This is a genomic window from Myxococcus qinghaiensis, from assembly GCF_024198215.1.
Taxonomy (GTDB): domain Bacteria; phylum Myxococcota; class Myxococcia; order Myxococcales; family Myxococcaceae; genus Myxococcus; species Myxococcus qinghaiensis.
In genome coordinates this window covers 223488-242500 of record NZ_JAKCFA010000013.1, presented here as the reverse complement: position 1 = coordinate 242500, position 19013 = coordinate 223488, and the positions used below count along the sequence as shown (strand labels likewise).

Here is a 19013-nt window from a genome sequence, read left to right as displayed (position 1 = left end):
AACGCGCGAATGGCCAACGTCGTCAGGCCACCATCCACAGGCCCTCGGGTGCCAGGGAGACGAGAGCCCCTGACATGCATCCGCCCGCCTCCGCGTGCTCCTGAAGCCAGACGCCATACCCGCAACGTCTGGCTTTGTTGTCTCCGTGCGGGACGTCTTGGATTCGTCAGGCGCGCAGCGGCAGGGTGAAGGCGAGCTGGAAGCGGGTGCCGGCGTGCTCGGGCCGGACGGTGGCGGTGACGTGGACGCCGTGGCCGCTGCCGGTAGGGACGACCTCGCCCTTGAGCTGGCCGTCCTCGGTGGCGCCCCGGAAGAGGAACACCTCCGCGGCCTGCGAGAAGATGGAGGCCACCTCCGCGCTGCCCGAGCCGGGCGGCAGCTGGTCCCTCACCCACGTCGCGAAGCGGACGATGCGGCCGGTGAGCACCTGGGCCGGAAGCGGCACCGCGTAGCCGCCGCCGTACACCGTGGGCGCCCCCGCCAGCAGCACCGCGTCCGCGTTGCGCCCGCTGCCCAGGCCCAGCACGCCGTGCTCCTCCAGCTTCGCCTGCGCGCGGATGGGCAGGAAGACCTCGGTGGGGATGGACAGGCCCTTCTCCCGGCCCGAGGGAATCTCCCACGTCGTCGGGGCGCGCACGCCTCCGGCCTGGCCGAAGATGCGCGCGAAGGCGCTGGTGTCGCGGAAGCTGGACGCGAGCATCGCCGCCACCGCGAGCGCGGGACTGGTGAAGGCCGCGCGCTTCGCCCGGGCCTCGCTGGCCACGACGACACGGTTGACGACGGCGCACAGCCACCGCGAGGACTCGTCCTGGCGCAGCTCCGTCCACGACTCCGACACCTGCTCCCGGCCCTCCTCCAGGCCCAGGGCCAGCTCGTCCGGGGACAGGCCCAAGAGCGACGGGGCCACGGCGGCGATGATGGGGAGCTGCGCGCGCTCGCCCATCGCGGCCAGGCGCGCCAGCACCGCGACGTCATCGTTCGTGTCCACCACGAAGACGGCGTCGGGCCTGTCGAACGGCTCGCCGGAGAGCGCATCCTCGAGCGTGCCGAGCAAGTCTCCCCGGCTCACGTCGAGCACCTCCACCGCCATGCCCGCGGACGCGGGGCACTGGTCCACCAGCCACTTGAGGCCGCGCCACGCGGACTCCAGCCGGGCCACGGGCTCCGCGATGAGCACGTCGTTCGCGCAGCGCAGCACCGTCTCGTCCAGCAAGTCCCTCACGGACTTGCGCGCGGCCGTGGCGGGCGCGGACGTCGATGAGCCCGAGGCTGGCGCGCGCGGGTTGAGCGCCTTCACGAACGCATCCACTGCGCGGGCCGCGGTGGCGGGCGAGGGGGGCTCGGCCTGGTTGAGCAGCGCCTCCACCAGGGCCGCGTCATCGGCGGGCACGGCGGGCGGGGGCGCCGGTGCGGGCGACGGCGGAGGCGCCGCGTCACGCAGGACCGCGGCCACGGCCTCGGGCAGGCGCCCCGGGCCGGTGATGGCCTCCACTCGCTTCGCCGCCTCCTCGGGCGACAGGGCGGGGGTGAGCTGGTCTCTCAGCGCGTGCAAGTCCCTCAGCGCGGGGATGCGGGTGAGCACGTCGGCGACGCCGAAGTCGCGCAGCCGCTCGAAGGACAGCTCCAGGGCGCGGGTGTCCTCGGCGCCCAGCCGGTCCGGCACGATGAAGCGCACGTGGCTGGCGGCCTTGGCGAGCTCGCTGGCGAAGGTGTCGGAGCTCACATGAAAGCGACGGCCCGAGGGTGTGGAGGAGAACGCTCCCGCCACCAACCACCGCACACGAGCACCCTCGGCACTGCTTCCGCTCTGACTCATGCACCGCCCCATCCGTGAGTAAGGCGCGGCACGTTAGCCCGAGGGAGGTGTTCTCCGCGAAGGCATGTCGGTGCATGGCATTTCGCCAGGCCCCCCAGTCCCCGACTTGGAGCCCTGTCGCGGGGTTTCCACAACATGCCCGTACCTCTTGCATCGCTCCCACCCAGGCCTCAGCCTCCACCCGCCATGTCCATCCGCAAGGACTACATCGAGCGCCTCGTCGAGCAGTTCGCCGCCGCCCTGGCCCGCCTCCTCAAGGCTCGCCAGGAGAAGCGCTTCGCCGAGGCGGCGGGACTCATCCGCTCCACCGCGTTGGACACGCTGGGCATGGAGTACGACGCCCTGCTGATGGTGGACGCCGCCTCCACCTCGCGGATGCTGGGAGACCCCATGCGGGTGAAAATCCTGGCGCGGCTGGTGGCCGAGGACGGAGAGCTGCACCAGGACCAGGGCGACCCGCGGACCGCCACCGCGCGCTTCCACTACGCGCTCGCGCTGTATGCGGAATCCCGCGCCCTGGGCCGCCCCCACGACGACGAGGACGCCGCCGTCCTCACCCGGCTGCGCGCCTTTCTCGGCCCCGCCGCCCGCGCTTGAGCCCTGGCGCTCCCACCTGAGTCCACTCGCACCCCTGGCAATCCATGACGCATCGCGGCCTTCATGACGCCATGCATTGAAGCGCGGTGAAGCCTCGCGAGAGCGGGTCCTCTTTCCGACAGGGAAGTGCTCGGGTGCCGGACACTCGGCTGCAGGACTGACAGGCTTTCTGGGGGGTGGGTTGCCGATCTGTCTGCATTCCCGGATACGATGAGGTGCACGTCCTCACCCGAATTTTATGGGGGTGCGCTTGTCGTTCGTTGAGCTTCCCGAGAGCGTCGTTCCGTGTCGAAACCTGGTGGGCGGCGAGTGGCTGGTGCCGCACGGCGCGCAACTGCTGGACGTACGCAGTCCGTACACCGGCACCGTCATTGGCCGAGTTCCACTCACCTCCGCCGCGGGTGTAGCCCAGGTGGTGGAGGCCGCGCGGGCCGCGGCGCCTCAGTGGGCCGCCACGTCGCTGCGTGAGCGCACCCAGCTGCTCTTCCGCTTCCGGTATCTCTTGGAGCAGCACCTGCCGCGACTGGCCAACCTGGCCGCGAGCGAGGCGGGCAAGACGGTGGCGGAGGCGCGCGCCGGACTGCTCAAGGGCATCGAGGTGTGCGAGTTCGCGCTGTCCCTGCAGAACCTGGACAGCGGCGCGCACATGGAGGTCAGCCGGGGCGTCACGTGTGAGCTGCGCCGCGAGCCGCTGGGCGTCGTCGCGGGAATCACGCCCTTCAACTTCCCGGCGATGGTGCCCATGTGGATGTTCCCCATCGCGGTGACGCTGGGCAACGTCTTCGTCCTCAAGCCGTCGGAGAAGGTGCCCCTCACCGCGTGCGCGCTCGGCGAGCTGATGCTGGAGGCGGGCTATCCGCCCGGCGTCTTCTCCCTCGTCCACGGTGGCAAGGAGGCGGTGGACGCGCTGGTGGCGCACGAGGACGTGAAGGCGCTGGCCTTCGTCGGCTCGTCCGCGGTGGCGCGGCACCTCTATGTGGAGGGCAGCAAGCGCGGCAAGCGGGTGCTGGCGCTGGGGGGCGCGAAGAACCACCTCATCGTCGCCCCGGACGCGGACCCTGAGTTGACGGCGCAGGCCGTGGTGGACTCGTTCACCGGCTGCGCGGGGCAGCGCTGCATGGCCGGCAGCGTGGTGCTGGCGGTGGGCAACGTGGAGTCGCTGCTGGCGGATATCGTCCGCCGCGCGGGCAACATCGAAGTGGGCCCGGGCATGGGCGCCCTCATCGACCGGGGCGCGGTGGACAGGCTGGAGACGGCCATCGACAAGGCCACGTCGGAGGGCGCCAGGCTGGTGCTCGACGGGCGCGGTCGCCGTCCCAAGGGCGAGGCGTGGGCGGGCGGCCACTGGCTGGGTCCGTCCATCCTGGACCACGTGAAGCCGGACATGGAGGCCGCGCGGCGCGAGCTGTTCGGCCCGGTGCTGTCCATCATCCGGGTGCCCACGCTGTCCGCGGCGCTCGCGGTGGAGAACGCTTCGTCCTACGGCAACGCGGCGTCCATCTTCACCACCAGCGGCGCGGTGGCGCAGACGGTGGTGGAGGGCGTGCGCGCGGGCATGGTGGGCGTCAACGTGGGCGTCCCCGTCCCGCGTGAGCCCTTTTCTTTTGGCGGCACCGGCGAGTCTCGCTTCGGCCACGGAGATATCACCGGGCCGTCCGGCCTCGACTTCTGGACGCAGCTCAAGAAGGTCACCCGCAAGTGGTCGGCGCGCACCGACGGCTCCTGGATGAGCTGAGCGCGCGCCCTCAAGTCCGCTTCGCCCGAGCTCCAAAAACGCGCCCGCAAGGAGGGCGCTCCCATGGCAGACAAGAAGCCCGTCAATCACATCCGCCTCACCTCGCATCCAGATGGGGACGCCGTCTCCATCCGTTGGGGAGAGGCGGACCCGACGCGCCGAGGCCCCGTGGTGGCCACGCTCACCGAGCCCGCGCACCGCAACGTCATCGGCACGCACGCCGGCTCCTACGCCGTCTATCGCGCGCTCGCCGTGGCCGCCGGCATGCTGCCGCAGGACCACCGCGCCGACTTGAAGAACACCTCGCCGGCCGCGCAGATTGGCCCGCACCCGTCCTGGAGCAACCCGGACCGGATTGTGTCGCTGGACCCGTGGGGCGCCATCGCGCCGCAGGCGTTCAGCGCGCAGGCGGAGCAGGGCATCGACTTCCGTCCCACCATCGCCGTCACCCGCGCGCACATCAACCTGCCGGAGCTGCGCGACGCGGTGATGGCCGGCCGCCTCAAGCCGGACGGGGATTTGCTCACCGCCAACGGCGACATCAAGGTGGTGAAGGCCGCGGTGGACCCGGTGTGGCACCTGCCGGGCATCGCCAAGCGCTTCGGCATGACGGAGAACGCGCTGCGCCGGGGCCTCTTCGAGCAGACCGGCGGCATGTTCCCGGAGCTGATTACGCGCCCGGACCTGCACGTGTTCCTGCCGCCCATCGGCGGGCTCACGCTGTACGCCTTCGGAGACATCAACTCGGTGTCCAACAAGGACATCCCGCTGGCGGTGCGCGTGCACGACGAGTGCAACGGCTCCGACGTGTTCGGCAGCGACATCTGCACCTGTCGTCCCTACCTGGCCCACGGAATCGAGGAGTGTGTCCGCACGGCGCAGGCGGGCGGCGCGGGCGTCATCGTCTATCTGCGCAAGGAGGGCCGCGCGCTGGGCGAGGTGACGAAGTTCCTGGTCTACAACGCGCGCAAGCGGCAGGAGGGCGGCGACTCCGCGGCCACCTACTTCCAGCGCACCGAGTGCGTGGCCGGCGTGCAGGACATGCGCTTCCAGGAGCTGATGCCGGACGTGCTGCACTGGCTGGGCATCACCCGCATCCACCGCTTCGTGTCGATGAGCGACATGAAGCACGACGCGATTGTGCGCTCGGGCATCGAAATCCTGGAGCGCGTGCCGATTCCGGAGGAGCTGGTCCCCGCCGACGCGAAGGTGGAGATGGAGGCGAAGAAGGCGGCGGGCTACTTCACGAAGGGGCCCGTGGCGGACGCGACGGCGCTGACCCAGGTGAAGGGGCGTGGCCTCGATGTCTGAGCAGCCGCTGGCCAGGGCGGATGTGTCTCCGGCGGTGGCGTGGCTGCGCACGCCGGCCGCCATCCGCGAGCGCTGCCACCAGCTCCTGGATTTGGGACTGGCCGGCAAGCTGGCGCACTTCCGGGTGGAGCCCTCGCGGCTGCCGGTGGTCGTCGACACCGTGCTGAGCGTGACGCGCGAGGCGTACCCCACGCTGGACATCCCCGTGCACAGCCGCTGGCGCCACTTCGACGCGGGCGGCGTCCAGCGCGTGGCGGAGCTGGAGGCGCGGCTGAAGGACGCCACGCCGCAGGAGCGCGCGCGGGCGAAGCTGGACCTGGCGGTGGTGAGCGTGCTCCTGGACGCGGGCAGCGGCCCCAAGTGGAGCTACCGCGAGCAGGGCGGCGCGACGTGGGCGCGCTCGGAGGGGCTGGCGGTGGCCAGCTTCCGCATGTTCATGGACGGCGTCTTCTCCTCGGACCCGGACCGGCCGCTGCGCGCGGACTCCGAGGCGCTGGGGCGCCTGTCGCGCGAGGCGCTGGCGCAAGGTCTCCAGGTCTCCGATGAGAATCCGCTGGATGGGTTGGACGGACGGCTGCACCTGATGCACGGCCTGTCGCGCGTGCTGCCTCGGCCCGGCACGCTGCACGACATCGTCGCCGCGCAGGGGCGGAGCGTGAGGGGCTCGGAGCTGCTCGGCGTGGTGCTGGAGACGCTGGGCCCCATCTGGCCCGGCCGCGTGATGGTGGACGCGGTGAACCTGGGCGACGTGTGGCCGCACTCCGCGCTGGGCCCGGTGGAGAGCGTGGACGCGCTGGTGCCCTTCCACAAGCTGTCGCAGTGGCTGACGTACTCGCTGGTGGAGCCCTTGGCGGAGGCGGGTGTGCGGGTGGTGGAGCTGGACGGCCTCACCGGCCTGCCCGAGTACCGCAACGGCGGCCTCTTCGTGGACCTGGGCGTGCTGGTGCCCAGGGACGCGCGGCTCACCCAGGAGGCACTGCACCCGAGCGAGGAGCCCATCGTCGAGTGGCGCGCGCTGACGGTGGCGCTGCTGGACCGCGTGGGAGCGCTGGTGCGAGGCCGGCTGGGGATGACCGCGGAGGAGCTGCCGCTGGCGAAGGTGCTGCAAGGCGGGACGTGGACGGCGGGCCGCAAGGTCGCCGCCGAGCGACGTCCCGGAGGCGTGCCACCGATTCGCGTGGAGAGCGATGGAACGGTGTTCTGACAACCGCTGACCAAAGAGGGAGGACGCAATGGAGTTCCCCAACTGCACCGTGGTGGACCATCCGCTGGTGAAGCACAAGCTGACGTTGATGCGCCGCGCGGAGACGAGCACCGCCTCCTTCCGGGCGCTGCTCCAGGAAATCTCCCTGCTGCTGGCGTACGAAGCGCTGCGCGACTTGAAGGTCCGCGACGAGGAGATTCAAACGCCCATGGCGCCCATGAAGGCGCCGGTGCTGGAGGGCAAGAAGCTGGTGCTGGTGGCCATCATGCGCGCCGGCCAGGGCATCCTCGACGGCATGCTCCAACTGGTGCCCTCCGCGCGCGTGGGCCACATCGGCCTGTACCGGGACCCGGAGACGCTGACGCCGGTGGAGTACTACTACCGGGTGCCGGGGCAGCTCGCGGACCGCGACGTGGTGGTGTGTGACCCGATGCTCGCCACGGGCAACTCCGCGGTGGCGGCGCTCCAGCGGCTGAAGAAGAGCAAGCCCGGCTCGCTGCGCTTCGTCTGTCTCCTGGCGTGTCCGGAGGGCCTGCGCAACCTGAGGGAGCACCACCCGGACGTGCACGTGTACACCGCCGCGGTGGACGAGCGCCTCGACGAGCACGGCTACATCCTCCCGGGCCTGGGTGACGCGGGAGACCGGCTCTTCGGCACCAAGTAGCCGCGCCCGGGTAGTTGCCTCCGTCAATGATGGTTTGGTCTTCCACCGCGTCGCACGCCAGGATGCGTGCCTCGCGGGGGCCAGCACGTCGTGACGGAGGTACGCGGGATGCGAGCGAAGACTTTCTGGCCCCTGAACGGGACCGCATGGCTGGGGTGGCTGCTGCTGATGGGGTTGGGTGGGGCGCTGGCGGCCCACGCGGAGAGCGACCCGTGTGACTGCGTCACCGACCGTCAGAGCGTGGTGTCCGAGATGCCATGTCTCATCATCGCCGCCTATTCGAGCTGTGGCGCGAGCACGGTCCGCAATGCCTGCGACACGCCCGTGACGTTGGTGGACTGGCCACTCGTCGATTGCGCGGACGGGCTGTGTGACCAGGTGCTCCAGCCGAACGAGGAGGCCTCCTTTCACTTCGCGGGTGGACGCGGACAGTCCGTGTCCATGATGTGGGGCGTGGAAGAGCGCTACGAGGAGGAGACCTTCACCGTCTCCGTCGATGGCCAGGAGCGCGACCTCGTCGTCTCCGCGAGCGTGTCGTGCGTGACGGAGAAGGAGTCCTCGGAGGGCTGCTCCTCCTCGCCGGGAGGGATTGCGCTCGCGGGGGTGCTGGCGCTCCTGGGCGGCTGGCGTCGTCGCGCCCGCTGACTGTCTTTGTCGGAGGGAGCCCGCATCGGAGCGTGGATGCGGGCCGGGCGCCAGTGCGGGCAATGACAGGCATGGGGGGCGGATGTTTGTCCATGGTGCCCTCGCACAGGCCCGCTGCTCGCCGTCTACCTGGTGGACGCGATGGAGACATCCATCCATCCCTTCCGCGGTGACGGCGTGCGGGGCGGAGCCGAGGTCTGTGACGACGGCAACCCGCTCTTGGGGGACGGCTGCAGCAGCGTCTGTCAGGTGGAGACTGGCTACACCTGCGCGGGACAGCCGAGCGTCTGCACGGACACGTGTACGTGGGGAGAGGTTTGCGTCAACACGCCCGGAGGCTTCGAGTGCGAAGAGCCTGTTTGCGAGCCGCCGCGTCTCGTCTGCGGCGAAACCTGCGTCGACCCGCGCACGGACAGCAACCACTTTCGGCCAACTGGACGTGGATGACACACGTCGGGGGGACGGGCCGGAGAACATCTTCTGGGCCAGCCGGATGTCAATTTCTCCGGAACGTCCACTGCGCGCCCGGACATCCAGAGCTGCATTCCCGGCGACCCTGCCTACGTCGGCTCCGTGACCCATCCTTGAGACACGCGTAATGGCAGGCACCGGCCCGCGAGGGGAGGTCGCCCCGCGCGGGCCTGTGGTCGATGGACGGGGCAGCCCCTGCCCCCCGGGACTGGCGGACGTCCGCTCGAAAAGGCTCGCATGTATCGAGCCTGACGGTGGCACTCGCGCGGATGTCGACTGGCGCGCGCCTCCGCGACACATGACGCATGCGCTGTCGGCTGGGACACGGGCGGGTCCGTGGAGAAGGGGGCCCTGCTCGCCGGAATGAATTCTTCATGCGTTCCATGTCTCGACGGAGGGCCCTGGGAGAGGTCTTCACCCCAGGGCCACGTCCGGTCCGTCGAGCGAAGGGAGCGAACCATGAAAGCCCGTCGTGATGTCTCGGTGTCGCGCGGATTGCGCGCGGCCCTGGTGTTCGTCGTTGTCGGTGCGTTCGGTGCGTGCGGCGTCGGTCCCAAGGATGAAGCGCTCCTGGAGGCCGAGCCTTCGAGCGAGGTGTCCGCGTTGGCGTGGGATTCGTATGCGGACGCGGTGGCGTCGGGCACCACGGCCGCGGTGCTCCACCCGAGCAGAGCGCTGGGAGCACCGGACGGGCAGGTGGCGACGGTGCTGGGCCTGCTCAATTCGGCGCTGGTGCTGGACCTGGGGCAGGGCGAGGAGGGCACCGGCGACCTGCGCGTCCATTACCAGAGTCTGAACGTGGCGCGGGCGGCCCAGGTGGACTTCGTGAAGGCGGATGGGAGGACCCCCATCAGCTCCAGCCCGTTGCGCATGGTGGAGCCAGGCCCGGGGACCCATGTGGCGGTGGTGAGGTACTCGGGCAACGAGCCCTACCGCTACGTGCGCCTGCGAGGCGTGCCGAGCGCGCTCTACCTGGTGGATGCGGTGGAGACGTCCCTCCGGCCCTTCTGCGGTGACGGCGTGTTGGGCGGGGACGAGGCCTGTGACGACGACAACCCGCTCTCTGGAGACGGCTGCGACAGCGTCTGCCAGGTGGAGCCCGGCTACACCTGCGCGGGAGCGCCGAGCGTCTGCGTGGACCTCGACGAGTGTGCCCTGGGCACGGACACGTGCGCGCCGGGAGAGGTCTGTGTCAACACGCAGGGAGGCTTCGAGTGCGAGGATGCCGCCTGCATGCCGCCGCGCATCGTCTGCGGCGAGGCCTGTGTCGACCCGAACACCGACAACAGCCACTGCGGCGCCTGCGGCAATGTCTGCGGCGCGGGGAAGACCTGCTCCTCCGGCGTGTGCCTGGGCGCGGGCCACCTCCAGTTCACCGCGACCTGGAGCCGCGAGGGTGACGCGGACCTCTTCGTGATTACGCCCACGAGCAAGCGCATCTTCTACAACAACAAGGGCCCCAACGAGGACACCGACTTCGGCCAGTTCGACGTGGATGACAGGACGGGTGACGGGCCGGAGAACATCTTCTGGGCGTCGGACCGGTCGCCTCCCAGAGGCACCTACAACATCTGCCTCCGGGTGGGCGCCTTCAACCCGTCTCCGAGCCCCGCGGCTCCCGTGAACTACAACGTCCGAGTGAGGCGCCCCGGCCAGCCGGACCTCGACTTCGCCGGCGTCGTCACCCAGAGCAGGTCCGTCCAGCTGTGCCTGCCCACCGAGCCCGCATACGTCGGGTCCATTTCCTATCCTTGAGACACGAGAAATGACAGACACCGGTCCGCGAGGGGATGTTGCCCCATGCGGGCCGGTGGTGGGTCCACTGGGAACCCTGTCTCGGAGTGCCGGGTGGAGGCCGACGCATGGCTTGTCCAGACCCCGAGGGGCCAAGGACACCCATGGAAAGCGTGTCATGCTTTTGGCGGGATGGGTGTTTACTGGCTCGCCCAATGCCGACCTTTCTCGACGGGCGTGTCGGCTGGAACACGGGTAAAGCAGGCAAGTTGAGGGCGGAACTCAGGGAAAAACCTTTCATGCGTTTCATACGCAAGGCGGGTGCTCCAGGTGGATGGTTTCGCCGGAGCGCTGCGTCTCGTCAGCTGAATGGAATGGAGCGGAACATGAAAGTCAGTCGCGGTGTGTCTATGACGCGCTGGTTGAGCGCGGCCCTGGCGTTCGTCGTTGTCGGTGCGTTCGGTGCATGTGGCGCCAGCCCTGATGAAGAAGTGTTCTTCGATGCTGAGACTTCGAACGAGGTGTCCGCGTTCGCGGGCGACCCGTATGCCAATGCAGCGCTCCAGGACGGTCTGCTCGGTGTGAACAACCCCCAGAACGCGGTGGGTGCTCCGAACGGGACCGTGGCCACCTTCCTGGGTCTGCTGGGGGCCTCGCTCACGCTGGACATGGGCGTGGGGGAAGAGGGGACCGGGCCGCTGCGCATCTATTACCAGGGGCTGAACGTGGCAGTGGTGGCGCAGGTGGAGTTCCTGCGCGCGGACCGGAGCATCATCTCCACGGGACAGGCGCAGTTGTTGGATTTGGGGTTGGGGTCACACTCGACGATTGTGGCCTTCAGCAACGCCACGCCCTACCGCTACGTGAGGCTGCGCGCCGGGGTGCTCGTGCTCCTCCAGATTGACGCGGTGGAGGCGACGAGCATGGTGGGCACGGCGGTCTGTGGCGACGGCATGGTGGGTACGGGCGAGGGCTGTGATGACGGCAACCGCATGGCGGGCGACGGCTGTAGCGCCCAGTGCGCGGTGGAGCCGGGGTACACCTGTCAGGGCCAGCCCAGCGTCTGCCAGGACGTGAACGAGTGCACCAACGGCACGGCGCAGTGCTCGCCGAACGCCTACTGCACGAACACGCCGGGCAGCTACACCTGCACGTGCAAGCCGGGCTACATGGGGGACGGCTGGACGTGTACGGACATCGACGAGTGCGCCAATGGGACGGCCCACTGCCCGCCGGGCGAGACGTGTGTGAATACGCCGGGGAGCTACACCTGCCAGCCGGCGACCTGCGCGCCGCCGCGAGTCCAGTGCGGCTCGCAGTGCGTGGACACGTCGTCCGACGAGCACAACTGCGGCGGTTGCGGCAACGTCTGCGCGGCGGGGAAGACCTGCACGGCGGGGGTGTGCACGGGCGGCGGCGGAGGCATCGCGCTGCAGGTGACCGCGACGTGGGGCCGTGATGGGGATGCGGACCTGGTGGTCCGGACGCCCACGGGTAAAATCATCTACTACGACAACAGCGGGCCGGGGCCGAGCACGGATGGGGGCGAGCTGGAGCAGGACGTGACGAATCGGCGGGGGCCGGAGAACGTCGTCTGGAACCCGGGTTACACGCCGCCGAACGGCACGTATGACATCTGCCTCAAGGCCGCGGGCTTCTCTCCGACGGCGTCGTCGGAGAACCCCGTGCCCTACTCGGTGACGGTGAAGCGCGCGGGGCAGGCGGACCAGGTCTTCACGGGGGCTGTCACCACTCCCGACGTGGGGGCCGCGTGCTACCCGTGCCACCCGTCGTACATCGGGTCCATCACGTATCCGACGGGTCTCAGCAGCGGCGGCGGGACGAACTGCCCGCTGTGAGGTGACGGTGGTTTCACGGTGGGCGCGCGAGCCGGGTGCCGCGCGCCCACCGGGGGTCAGTCGTACTCAAAACCTTCGTAGTCGAACGCGCGCTCGATGGCTTTCAGGTCAGCCTCCGTGCCTCCGCACTCCTTCACGACGTCGCGCCAGCGGGCGGACACGGTGACCTTCATCTTGTCGATGAGGCGGGAGGCGTCCTCGCGGGACATGCGGAAGCGGCCGCATTCGCTCAAGAGGTTGTTGCGATTGGCGCGGCGATTCTGGGCGCTCCCCACTTCCATGGCGAGGTCCCGCTCGGTGCTGGCCTGGGGCATGGGCGTGAGGTCATAGGCGGGAGACAGGCTCCATTCCGAGCCGGTGGCAATCAGCGCATGGTTGCGGGGATGGTCATCCACGTTCGAGATGAGCGCGTTGAAGACCATCCGAGAGAACAGCTCGCGCAGGTCCTCGTCGGGATGGCCCACCCAGCGCTTCAGCTCATCCGCCAGTCGGATGTATGACCATTTCGAGCGGTCCAGCGGATTCTCGTCGGCGCGGAGGACCGTCAGGGCGCTGACCATGCGGTGCCGCAAGTAGCCTTCGCCCTCAAGGCGTTTCCGGTCGAACCGGCGCACCAGCAGGACAACGCACCCGCTCGGTCCTCGGGGGAGTGGAGCAGGAAGTCGACTTCGGTCAGCGCCGTGCGCCCGAGCTGCCGTTCGATGACCGTGCGCCCCCAGGCATCGGGTGAGGAGTCGCGCAGGGCACCAAAGATGCCGCCGAGCCTGGCCGTTTCGAATGTGCCCGAGCGCAGGGCGAGCTCGAACTTCTCCAGTTCGACCGCACGCGGATTGGCGAGGTAGCTGTTTCCGTAGACGAAGCGGCCGACGTTGTCCTGCTGGACGAACAGCCCGCAGGTGACGACGTCCAGGGTGCCCGGAAGCTGGAGATAGACGTAGCAGCGGGCTTCCTCAGAAGTCGGCATCGAGTCCTCCCGATGACCGGACTCGCTTCGGTTGGCGCGCCAGCTCCAGCGTCTTTCCCACGTCGTCCTTGTCCGGCGCGCCGAGGTTCTCGAATTCTCGCTCGAGTCCCAGCGCCCACAAGGCGGCGAAGTAGGCGCTGATCGCCGTGGTGGGGTTGCCCGCTTCAATGCGCTGGAGTGTCCCGAGCGCGAGCCCCGTCTTCTTCGAGAGGTCCGCCTGCCTCAGGCCTCGTCGGATGCGAGCTCGCATGATGTTCTGCCCCAGGCGACGGACCGCGCGGACCACATCCAGGGGCGTCGTCTCGGGGGTGAGGTTCTGTCGGGGCATGGTTCAATCAACTGGGCATATGTCGTGGTCAGATCCAATCTAGTGATCTGAAAATGGGTTTACAGCCAATCTATTGATTTTCGAGGCGTTGGGTCGCAGACGCCTGAGAGGACGGGCCTGCATGGTCGCATGAGCGGCAGACGGGCCTCGCCGCGATGAGCGTTGAAGCGTGCTCGCGGCAGCTCCGGATTGAGTGGACTCCCATGCGCTCCCACGCCCCTGGGGACATGCGGGGCACTGGTGCCTGTACCTTCGAACCAGGACAGCATCCACGGGGTAACGGAACCAGTCGCTGGCGCGTGTATCAACGGACGATGACTCAGGGCGGATGGGCAAGAAACAGCGCCTGCTCCGTAGGCTTTACGTGACGGAAGTGACGGAAGTGACGGAGCGATGGGTGTTGCTCCGAAGGCTTCCGTTACGAGCCTCACGTCCGTGAAGTGTCGTCACTTCGCTAGGAGCCGTTGTCATGACGTCCACCGTTCTCTTCAAGTCCTTGTCTGGGTTTTTCCTGGTGGTGTCCCTGTTCGTCACGGCGGAGGCGCGGGCGCAGACCGTTCTCCTCACGTGTGTCGGGGCGGAAGTCACCGAATTCGAGCCGGGCCTCACCAACACCGCCAAGCCAACCCACGTCTCGGCCATTGGCACCCACGGGTGTGCGGGGTTGCCGCTGAACCTGCCCTCCGCCGTCGCCACCACGGAGGCGGATGGCATCATCGGCTGTGGGATTGGCCAGGCGACCTCCACGATTCAAATCAAGTGGAGTGACAACACCGTGAGCGTCGTGACGGGCACCACCGTGGTGAACTTGAAGCCGGCGGGGGAGAACGTCATCGTCCTCACCGGGACGGTGGTGAGCGGCCGGTTCCTGGGGGCGACGGTTCTGCGCACGCTGACGCTGCTCAACACGGATCCATTGGGATGTTTCACGGCGGGGGGCGTCACCGACGTCGCGGGCCCTGTCACGCTGGTGGTGGCGAAGCTGTTCTGACGGCTGGGTGCACGCCGGGGCGGCGTCGGGCAAGTGCCTCGCCTCGGTGCGCAGTCCTGTCGTATCCTCAGGACCGGTCGAAAAACGGCGGACCGGTTCGGTGAGCCCCGGTCACTCCCATGGTGGGAGCGCTTGTTCCTCCTTCACGGATGAGAACCCCCGGCCTTGAGGGCATCGCCATGCCCCGAGGGTCTCACCATGAAGCTGAACCACATCGACCTGCAGGTCCCCGACGTCCAGTGCACCGCGGCGTTCTTCGAGCGCCACTTCGACTTCGAGCACACCAGCAACCGAGCCTCCCCGGCCATCGCCATCCTCACGGACCGCGAGGGCCTGGTGCTCGTGCTCCAGCGCCTCAAGTCGCCCGCGGAGAAGTACCCGGAGGGCTTCCACATCGGCTTCCTCGTCGACGACGAGGCCACCGTGCTCGCATTCCAGGAGCGAGCACGCGCCGAGGGGCTCGAGGTCAGTGACGTCATCCGCAACAACCGGGGGACGATGGTCTACTGCCAGGCCCCCGGCGCGCTGCTCGTCGAGGTGGGTGTCTGGCCCCGCGCGCGCTGACCGGAGCCAAGGCGCCGTGAGCCAAGGCGCGTCGCGCCGAGCGACGATTCCTGTCGCCGAGCGCGGCGCGCCCCCGTCGGATGTGGCCGAGACGCGGCGCGTCTCCTCGGTGGGCCAGTGACGGGACTGCGCGGGCGCGAGCATGAGGCGGGGCGGCGCTCACCCAGGGTGTCCACGGCCAGGGATTCTGTGTCCGTGGAGGGGGTGGACTAAGGTGACAGGCGTGCCTTCGCCCGCGCTGTTGCTCATGCCCCTGCTGCTCGCCGCCGCGCCCGCCTCGCATGTCGAGCTCGTGTTCGGTGGGGATGTGATTCCGCACGGCGAGGTGAAGACGGTGGCGAAGCTGCACGCGCGCACCGGGGCGGTGCCGCCCGCGGGTGGAGTGGCGCCGTCGCTCAACAACGAGGGCTGGGACCATGTCTTCGGTCCCATCGCGGACGTGCTGCGCACCGCGGACGTGGGCGTGTTGAATCTGGAGACGCCCGTCACGGACAACAAGAAGGCGGTGACGCGGGAGCTGCTCTTCAACGCGCCGTCGGCCATGGCGCGAGCGCTCGCCGCCGCCGGGGTGAAGGTCGTCTCCACCGGCAACAACCACGCGAGGGACCAGCTCCCCACGGGGCTGGTGGAGACGCTGCGCCACCTGGACGCGACAGGCCTGCGCCACACGGGCACCGGCGCGACGAGGGACGCGGCGTGGGAGCCCGTCATCATGGGCGTGCGCGGAATGAAGGTGGGCTTCCTGTCCTTCACGCGACTGCTGAACGGCTTCAGCAATCCGAAGGACGCGCAGTCGCCGCACGTGGCCTACGTACCGTACCCCGCATACCGCCTGCACCGGGGGCTCACCACCGACGAAGCGGTGGAGAAGGTCCGCGCTGTCGCCGCGCGCTGTGACGCGCTCGTCGTCCTGGTGCACTGGGGGACCGAGTACGCCGACGCGCCGAACGCCGAGGACCGCAAGCTGGGCCGCGAGCTGCTGGACGCCGGAGCGCTCGCGGTCATCGGCCACCATCCGCACGTGCTCCAGCCGCTGGAGGGCTACACGACGGCGGACGGGCGCAAGGGCCTCATCGCCTTCTCCCTGGGCAACCTGGTGGCGAACCAGGACCGCTTCTACCACCACGCGCCGGGCAAGAAGGGCGAGGCGGGGGACAAGCGCGACTCCATGCTGCTGCGAGTCTCCCTGGCGCGCTCCGGGCCCGGAGCGCCGGTGGTGCTGGGGGACGTGGCGGTGCTGCCGGTGTGGATTGAGAACAACGCGGTGGGGCGCAAGCGCAAGGAGCGGCGCAACATCCAGCCGGTGCTCATCGACCGGGAGCTGGAGGCGGTGACGGAGCGGCTCGCGGCGCTGGCGGCCCGGCCCGCGCCGTTGGACAAGGAGACCCGCGCGGAGAAGGCGCTCCTGGAGAAGCGGCTCGTGGGCTCGCAGCACCGGCGCACGCGCATCCTCCGCATGCTGCCCGAGGGCTTCGCCGTGGCCTCCTCCCAGCTGCGCCAGCGCACGGCCTTCGTGCCGCCCGCGCCGGGGACTCGGAGCCTGGCGACTCAGACGGCGCCGTAGCGGTGCGGTACCGTTGCGTCAGTTACTGAATGGCGACGGCTGGCTTGAACTTCGGGTGTCGGGTGGCGCTAAGTGGGGGGCTCCACTTGCAGGGAGTCCCCCATGTCCCGTTCGCGTCGTCTTCGATGGTGTTCCACCTGGGTCTTGGCCATGGCGTTGTCGTGCGTGCCGGTGGAGGAGGAGGGACAAGCGCCCGCCGAGCCCCTGGACACGGAGGAGCAGGCGCTGGGCGTGCCGGGCTTCGCGGAGCTGCACCACCACATGTTCGCGGAGGAGGCGTTTGGCGGGGGCTGGTTCCACGGCACCGTCACGGACGCGCTCACGCGGTGTGACGGCGGGTGGCCGGAGAGCGACCACGCTCGGGTGCGGATGGACTTGAGCCACCTGCTCAACCTGTGTCCGAACTCGAGCAACATCGACCTGCGCGGGGTGCCGGTGCTGTCGCAGTTGTTCGGCGTGGCGGGGGCGGTGGGCTCGGAGTTCCTGGGGAAGATTGAGGGCACGGAGGGGGACACGGGCCTGCACGACGGGCGGCGCGACCCGAACACGGAGTGGCCGCGCTGGGACACGATTGCGCACCAGCAGTCGTGGGAGGGGTGGCTGCGGCAGGCGCACCAGGGCGGCATGTCGCTGGTGGTGGTGTCGGCGGTGAGCAACGGCTTCTTGTGTGAGGCGCTGCCGCCGCAGAACCGCACGCGGCCGTGTGACGAGATGGTGGACGTGGAGGTGCAGTTGCAGAAGGCGCGCGAGTTCGCGGCGACTCGGGACTGGGTGGACCTGGCGCTGACGCCGGCGGACGCGCGGCGCATCATCTCCGAGGGCAAGCTGGCGATGGTGCTCTCCATCGAGACGAGCAAGCTCTTCGGCGCGAAGGACTGGCGCGCGGAGCTGGAGCGCTTCCACGGGTTGGGAGTGCGCACGTTGCAGCCGGTGCACCAGTTGGACAACCGGTTTGGAGGCGCGGCGCCGCACAACGCCATCTTCCAGGCGGCGCAGTTCATCGAGAACTGTCACATCGACACGGACTGTGGGCTGACGGTGGGAGGCATGACGCTGGGCTTCGACGTGGACGGCAGCTGCCGCAACGTGAAGGGCCTGACGGCGGAGGGGCAGTCGCTGATGCAGGCGATGATGGACAAGGGAATGCTCATCGACCTGGCGCACCTGTCGGAGAAGGGCGTGCGGGATGCGTACTCGGTGGCGGAGCGCAACAAGTACTACCCGCTCTATGTGAGCCACGGGCACTTCCGCGAGGTGATGAACGGGAAGCTGGCGGAGAACGAGAAGACGACGCCGGCGTGGGTGGTGCAGATGTTGCGGCGCACGGGTGGCATGTTCGGTCTGCGCACGGCGCATGACGAGACTCGGACGTATACGAAGTCTGGAGTCGCGAACAACTGCCAGGGGTCCACGCGTTCGTTCGCGCAGGCGTACGAGTTTGGCCGTCAGGGGTTGAAAGTGCCAATGGCGTTTGGCGCGGACTTCAACGGGTTCATCCAGCAGACGCGGCCGCGGTTTGGAGACGACGGGGCGTGCTCGGCGGGGTTCCAGGCGGAGGCGGATGCACAGGCGCGTCAACAGACTCTGCAGGGGCCTGGGCGGTTGGGGACGCCGTTCGACGAGCAGGGCCTGGCGCACGTGGGCCTGTTGCCGGACATGGTGAAGGACTTGCGGAACCTGGGGGTGAACACGGCGGGGCTGACGGGCTCGGCGGAGACGTTCATCCGGATGTGGGAGCGCACGTCGGTGGTGCGCACGGGGATGGCGGACGCGGCGCTGGATATCGACACGTCTGGGGTGGCGGCGTGGGTGAAGCCGGAGGACCGCGAGGGGGCGTACCCGACGGTGTGTGGGAAGCCCTATTCGCCGGACAGCAAGGAGCTGAATCAGGAGTGCCGGTTCGACGACGAGTGCTTGAGCGAGCAGTGCACGTCGGTGTTGTGCAGCACGTTTGATGGGCGGTGCGTGTGCAACGGGGACGAGGATTGTGGAGGGGTGGGGTACTGCCAGAAGGACACGCCGGGGAATCCGGCGGACAACGACTGCGTGCCGAAGAAGGCGGACTGGAGTTCGTGCAGTCGGGATGGGCAGTGCCAGTCGGGGGAGTGTGGCGGGTGCGCGGACACGGTGGGGTGGTGCTACACGCCGCGGTCGAAGGCGTACGGGCAGACGTGCAAGTCGGATAACGAGTGCACGACGGACCGGTGCAGCGCGGACTGCTACGTGAATCCGACGGGGAGTTGCCTGTGTGACAGCGACTCGCACTGTGGTGCGAGCCAGTACTGTGGCTGGGGGCTGAACTCGGGCAAGTGCCAGAACAAGAAGGGCCGCGGGGCGGCCTGCGGCTCCGGGCGCGAGTGCCAGTCGGGGGAGTGCCGGTGGTCCTTCACGTGTAAGTAGGCGTCAGCCTTGGGGATGCTGGGGGCGAGGAGCCCCTGGCGTCCCTGGGTGCGGGTGGGGGGCTCGGAATCTTGGATGCTGGGAGAGGGGGGCGGGGGCCTGTGTGCCTGGACGGCCGGGCGGGAGTTTTGCGGGGGGAGTGGCAGCGCGGCGGGGCGGCTTGGGA

At 69.1% G+C, this 19013-nt stretch carries 17 protein-coding genes; 13 read left to right on the top strand and 4 right to left on the bottom strand.

The window, feature by feature from the left end:
• Positions 1-166 precede the first annotated feature (166 nt).
• Positions 167-1816: a type VI secretion system contractile sheath domain-containing protein gene (locus LZ199_RS25095; RefSeq protein ID WP_253996273.1), complete on the bottom strand. Its 1650-nt coding sequence runs from the start codon at positions 1814-1816 to the stop codon at positions 167-169.
• A 186-nt stretch (positions 1817-2002) separates the two neighbouring features.
• On the opposite strand from LZ199_RS25095, the gene LZ199_RS25090 reads away from it, so the two are divergent.
• The 9 genes from LZ199_RS25090 to LZ199_RS25045 all read left to right on the top strand — a co-directional run bounded on the left by LZ199_RS25090 (position 2003) and on the right by LZ199_RS25045 (position 12036).
• Entirely contained in the window at positions 2003-2413 is a 411-nt protein-coding gene (locus LZ199_RS25090; protein ID WP_253996272.1) for a hypothetical protein, read from the top strand.
• A 250-nt stretch (positions 2414-2663) separates the two neighbouring features.
• Positions 2664-4148, top strand: a complete 1485-nt coding sequence (gene mmsA, locus LZ199_RS25085; protein WP_253996271.1) for a CoA-acylating methylmalonate-semialdehyde dehydrogenase — start codon at positions 2664-2666, stop codon at positions 4146-4148.
• 63 nt (positions 4149-4211) lie between these two features.
• Positions 4212-5459, top strand: coding sequence for a GTP cyclohydrolase II (locus LZ199_RS25080; RefSeq protein WP_253996270.1), 1248 nt, complete (start codon positions 4212-4214; stop codon positions 5457-5459).
• The gene (locus LZ199_RS25075; RefSeq protein ID WP_253996336.1) at positions 5452-6663 is read left to right on the top strand and encodes a URC4/urg3 family protein; all 1212 of its coding nucleotides are present in this window, start codon (positions 5452-5454) and stop codon (positions 6661-6663) included. Before LZ199_RS25080 ends, LZ199_RS25075 begins: the two co-directional genes overlap by 8 nt.
• A gap of 28 nt (positions 6664-6691) precedes the next feature.
• Entirely contained in the window at positions 6692-7327 is a 636-nt protein-coding gene (gene upp, locus LZ199_RS25070; protein WP_253996269.1) for a uracil phosphoribosyltransferase, read from the top strand.
• A gap of 108 nt (positions 7328-7435) precedes the next feature.
• Entirely contained in the window at positions 7436-7972 is a 537-nt protein-coding gene (locus tag LZ199_RS25065; RefSeq protein ID WP_253996268.1) for an MXAN_0125 family MYXO-CTERM protein, read from the top strand.
• 141 nt (positions 7973-8113) lie between these two features.
• Positions 8114-8419: a hypothetical protein gene (locus LZ199_RS46750; protein ID WP_323389814.1), complete on the top strand. Its 306-nt coding sequence runs from the start codon at positions 8114-8116 to the stop codon at positions 8417-8419.
• Between the two features lie 483 nt (positions 8420-8902).
• The gene (locus tag LZ199_RS46995) at positions 8903-10198 is read left to right on the top strand and encodes a DUF4215 domain-containing protein (RefSeq protein ID WP_407667245.1); all 1296 of its coding nucleotides are present in this window, start codon (positions 8903-8905) and stop codon (positions 10196-10198) included.
• A 389-nt stretch (positions 10199-10587) separates the two neighbouring features.
• Positions 10588-12036, top strand: coding sequence for an EGF domain-containing protein (locus LZ199_RS25045; protein WP_253996267.1), 1449 nt, complete (start codon positions 10588-10590; stop codon positions 12034-12036).
• Between the two features lie 56 nt (positions 12037-12092).
• Here LZ199_RS25045 and LZ199_RS25040 read toward each other — a convergent pair whose 3' ends face one another.
• From LZ199_RS25040 to LZ199_RS25030, 3 genes are read right to left on the bottom strand one after another with little or no spacing between them, the layout of a single operon-like run.
• Positions 12093-12650, bottom strand: coding sequence for a type II toxin-antitoxin system HipA family toxin (locus tag LZ199_RS25040; protein ID WP_253996266.1), 558 nt, complete (start codon positions 12648-12650; stop codon positions 12093-12095).
• Positions 12581-13000, bottom strand: coding sequence for a HipA N-terminal domain-containing protein (locus LZ199_RS25035; RefSeq protein WP_253996265.1), 420 nt, complete (start codon positions 12998-13000; stop codon positions 12581-12583). Before LZ199_RS25035 ends, LZ199_RS25040 begins: the two co-directional genes overlap by 70 nt.
• Positions 12987-13328, bottom strand: coding sequence for a helix-turn-helix domain-containing protein (locus LZ199_RS25030; RefSeq protein WP_253996264.1), 342 nt, complete (start codon positions 13326-13328; stop codon positions 12987-12989). The genes LZ199_RS25035 and LZ199_RS25030 overlap by 14 nt, the downstream gene beginning before the upstream one ends.
• 469 nt (positions 13329-13797) lie before the next feature.
• Between LZ199_RS25030 and LZ199_RS25025 the strand changes: the two genes are divergently transcribed.
• The 4 genes from LZ199_RS25025 to LZ199_RS25010 all read left to right on the top strand — a co-directional run bounded on the left by LZ199_RS25025 (position 13798) and on the right by LZ199_RS25010 (position 18847).
• Positions 13798-14319: a hypothetical protein gene (locus LZ199_RS25025; protein WP_253996263.1), complete on the top strand. Its 522-nt coding sequence runs from the start codon at positions 13798-13800 to the stop codon at positions 14317-14319.
• Positions 14320-14517: 198 nt separating this feature from the next.
• Complete coding sequence (locus LZ199_RS25020) at positions 14518-14883, top strand: VOC family protein (protein ID WP_253996262.1); 366 nt, start codon at positions 14518-14520, stop codon at positions 14881-14883.
• Between the two features lie 247 nt (positions 14884-15130).
• Positions 15131-16447 carry a CapA family protein gene (locus LZ199_RS25015; protein ID WP_256569411.1) on the top strand — a complete coding sequence of 439 codons (1317 nt, stop codon included), beginning with the start codon at positions 15131-15133 and terminating at the stop codon, positions 16445-16447.
• 102 nt (positions 16448-16549) lie between these two features.
• The gene (locus LZ199_RS25010; protein ID WP_407667244.1) at positions 16550-18847 is read left to right on the top strand and encodes a membrane dipeptidase; all 2298 of its coding nucleotides are present in this window, start codon (positions 16550-16552) and stop codon (positions 18845-18847) included.
• Positions 18848-19013 lie beyond the last annotated feature (166 nt).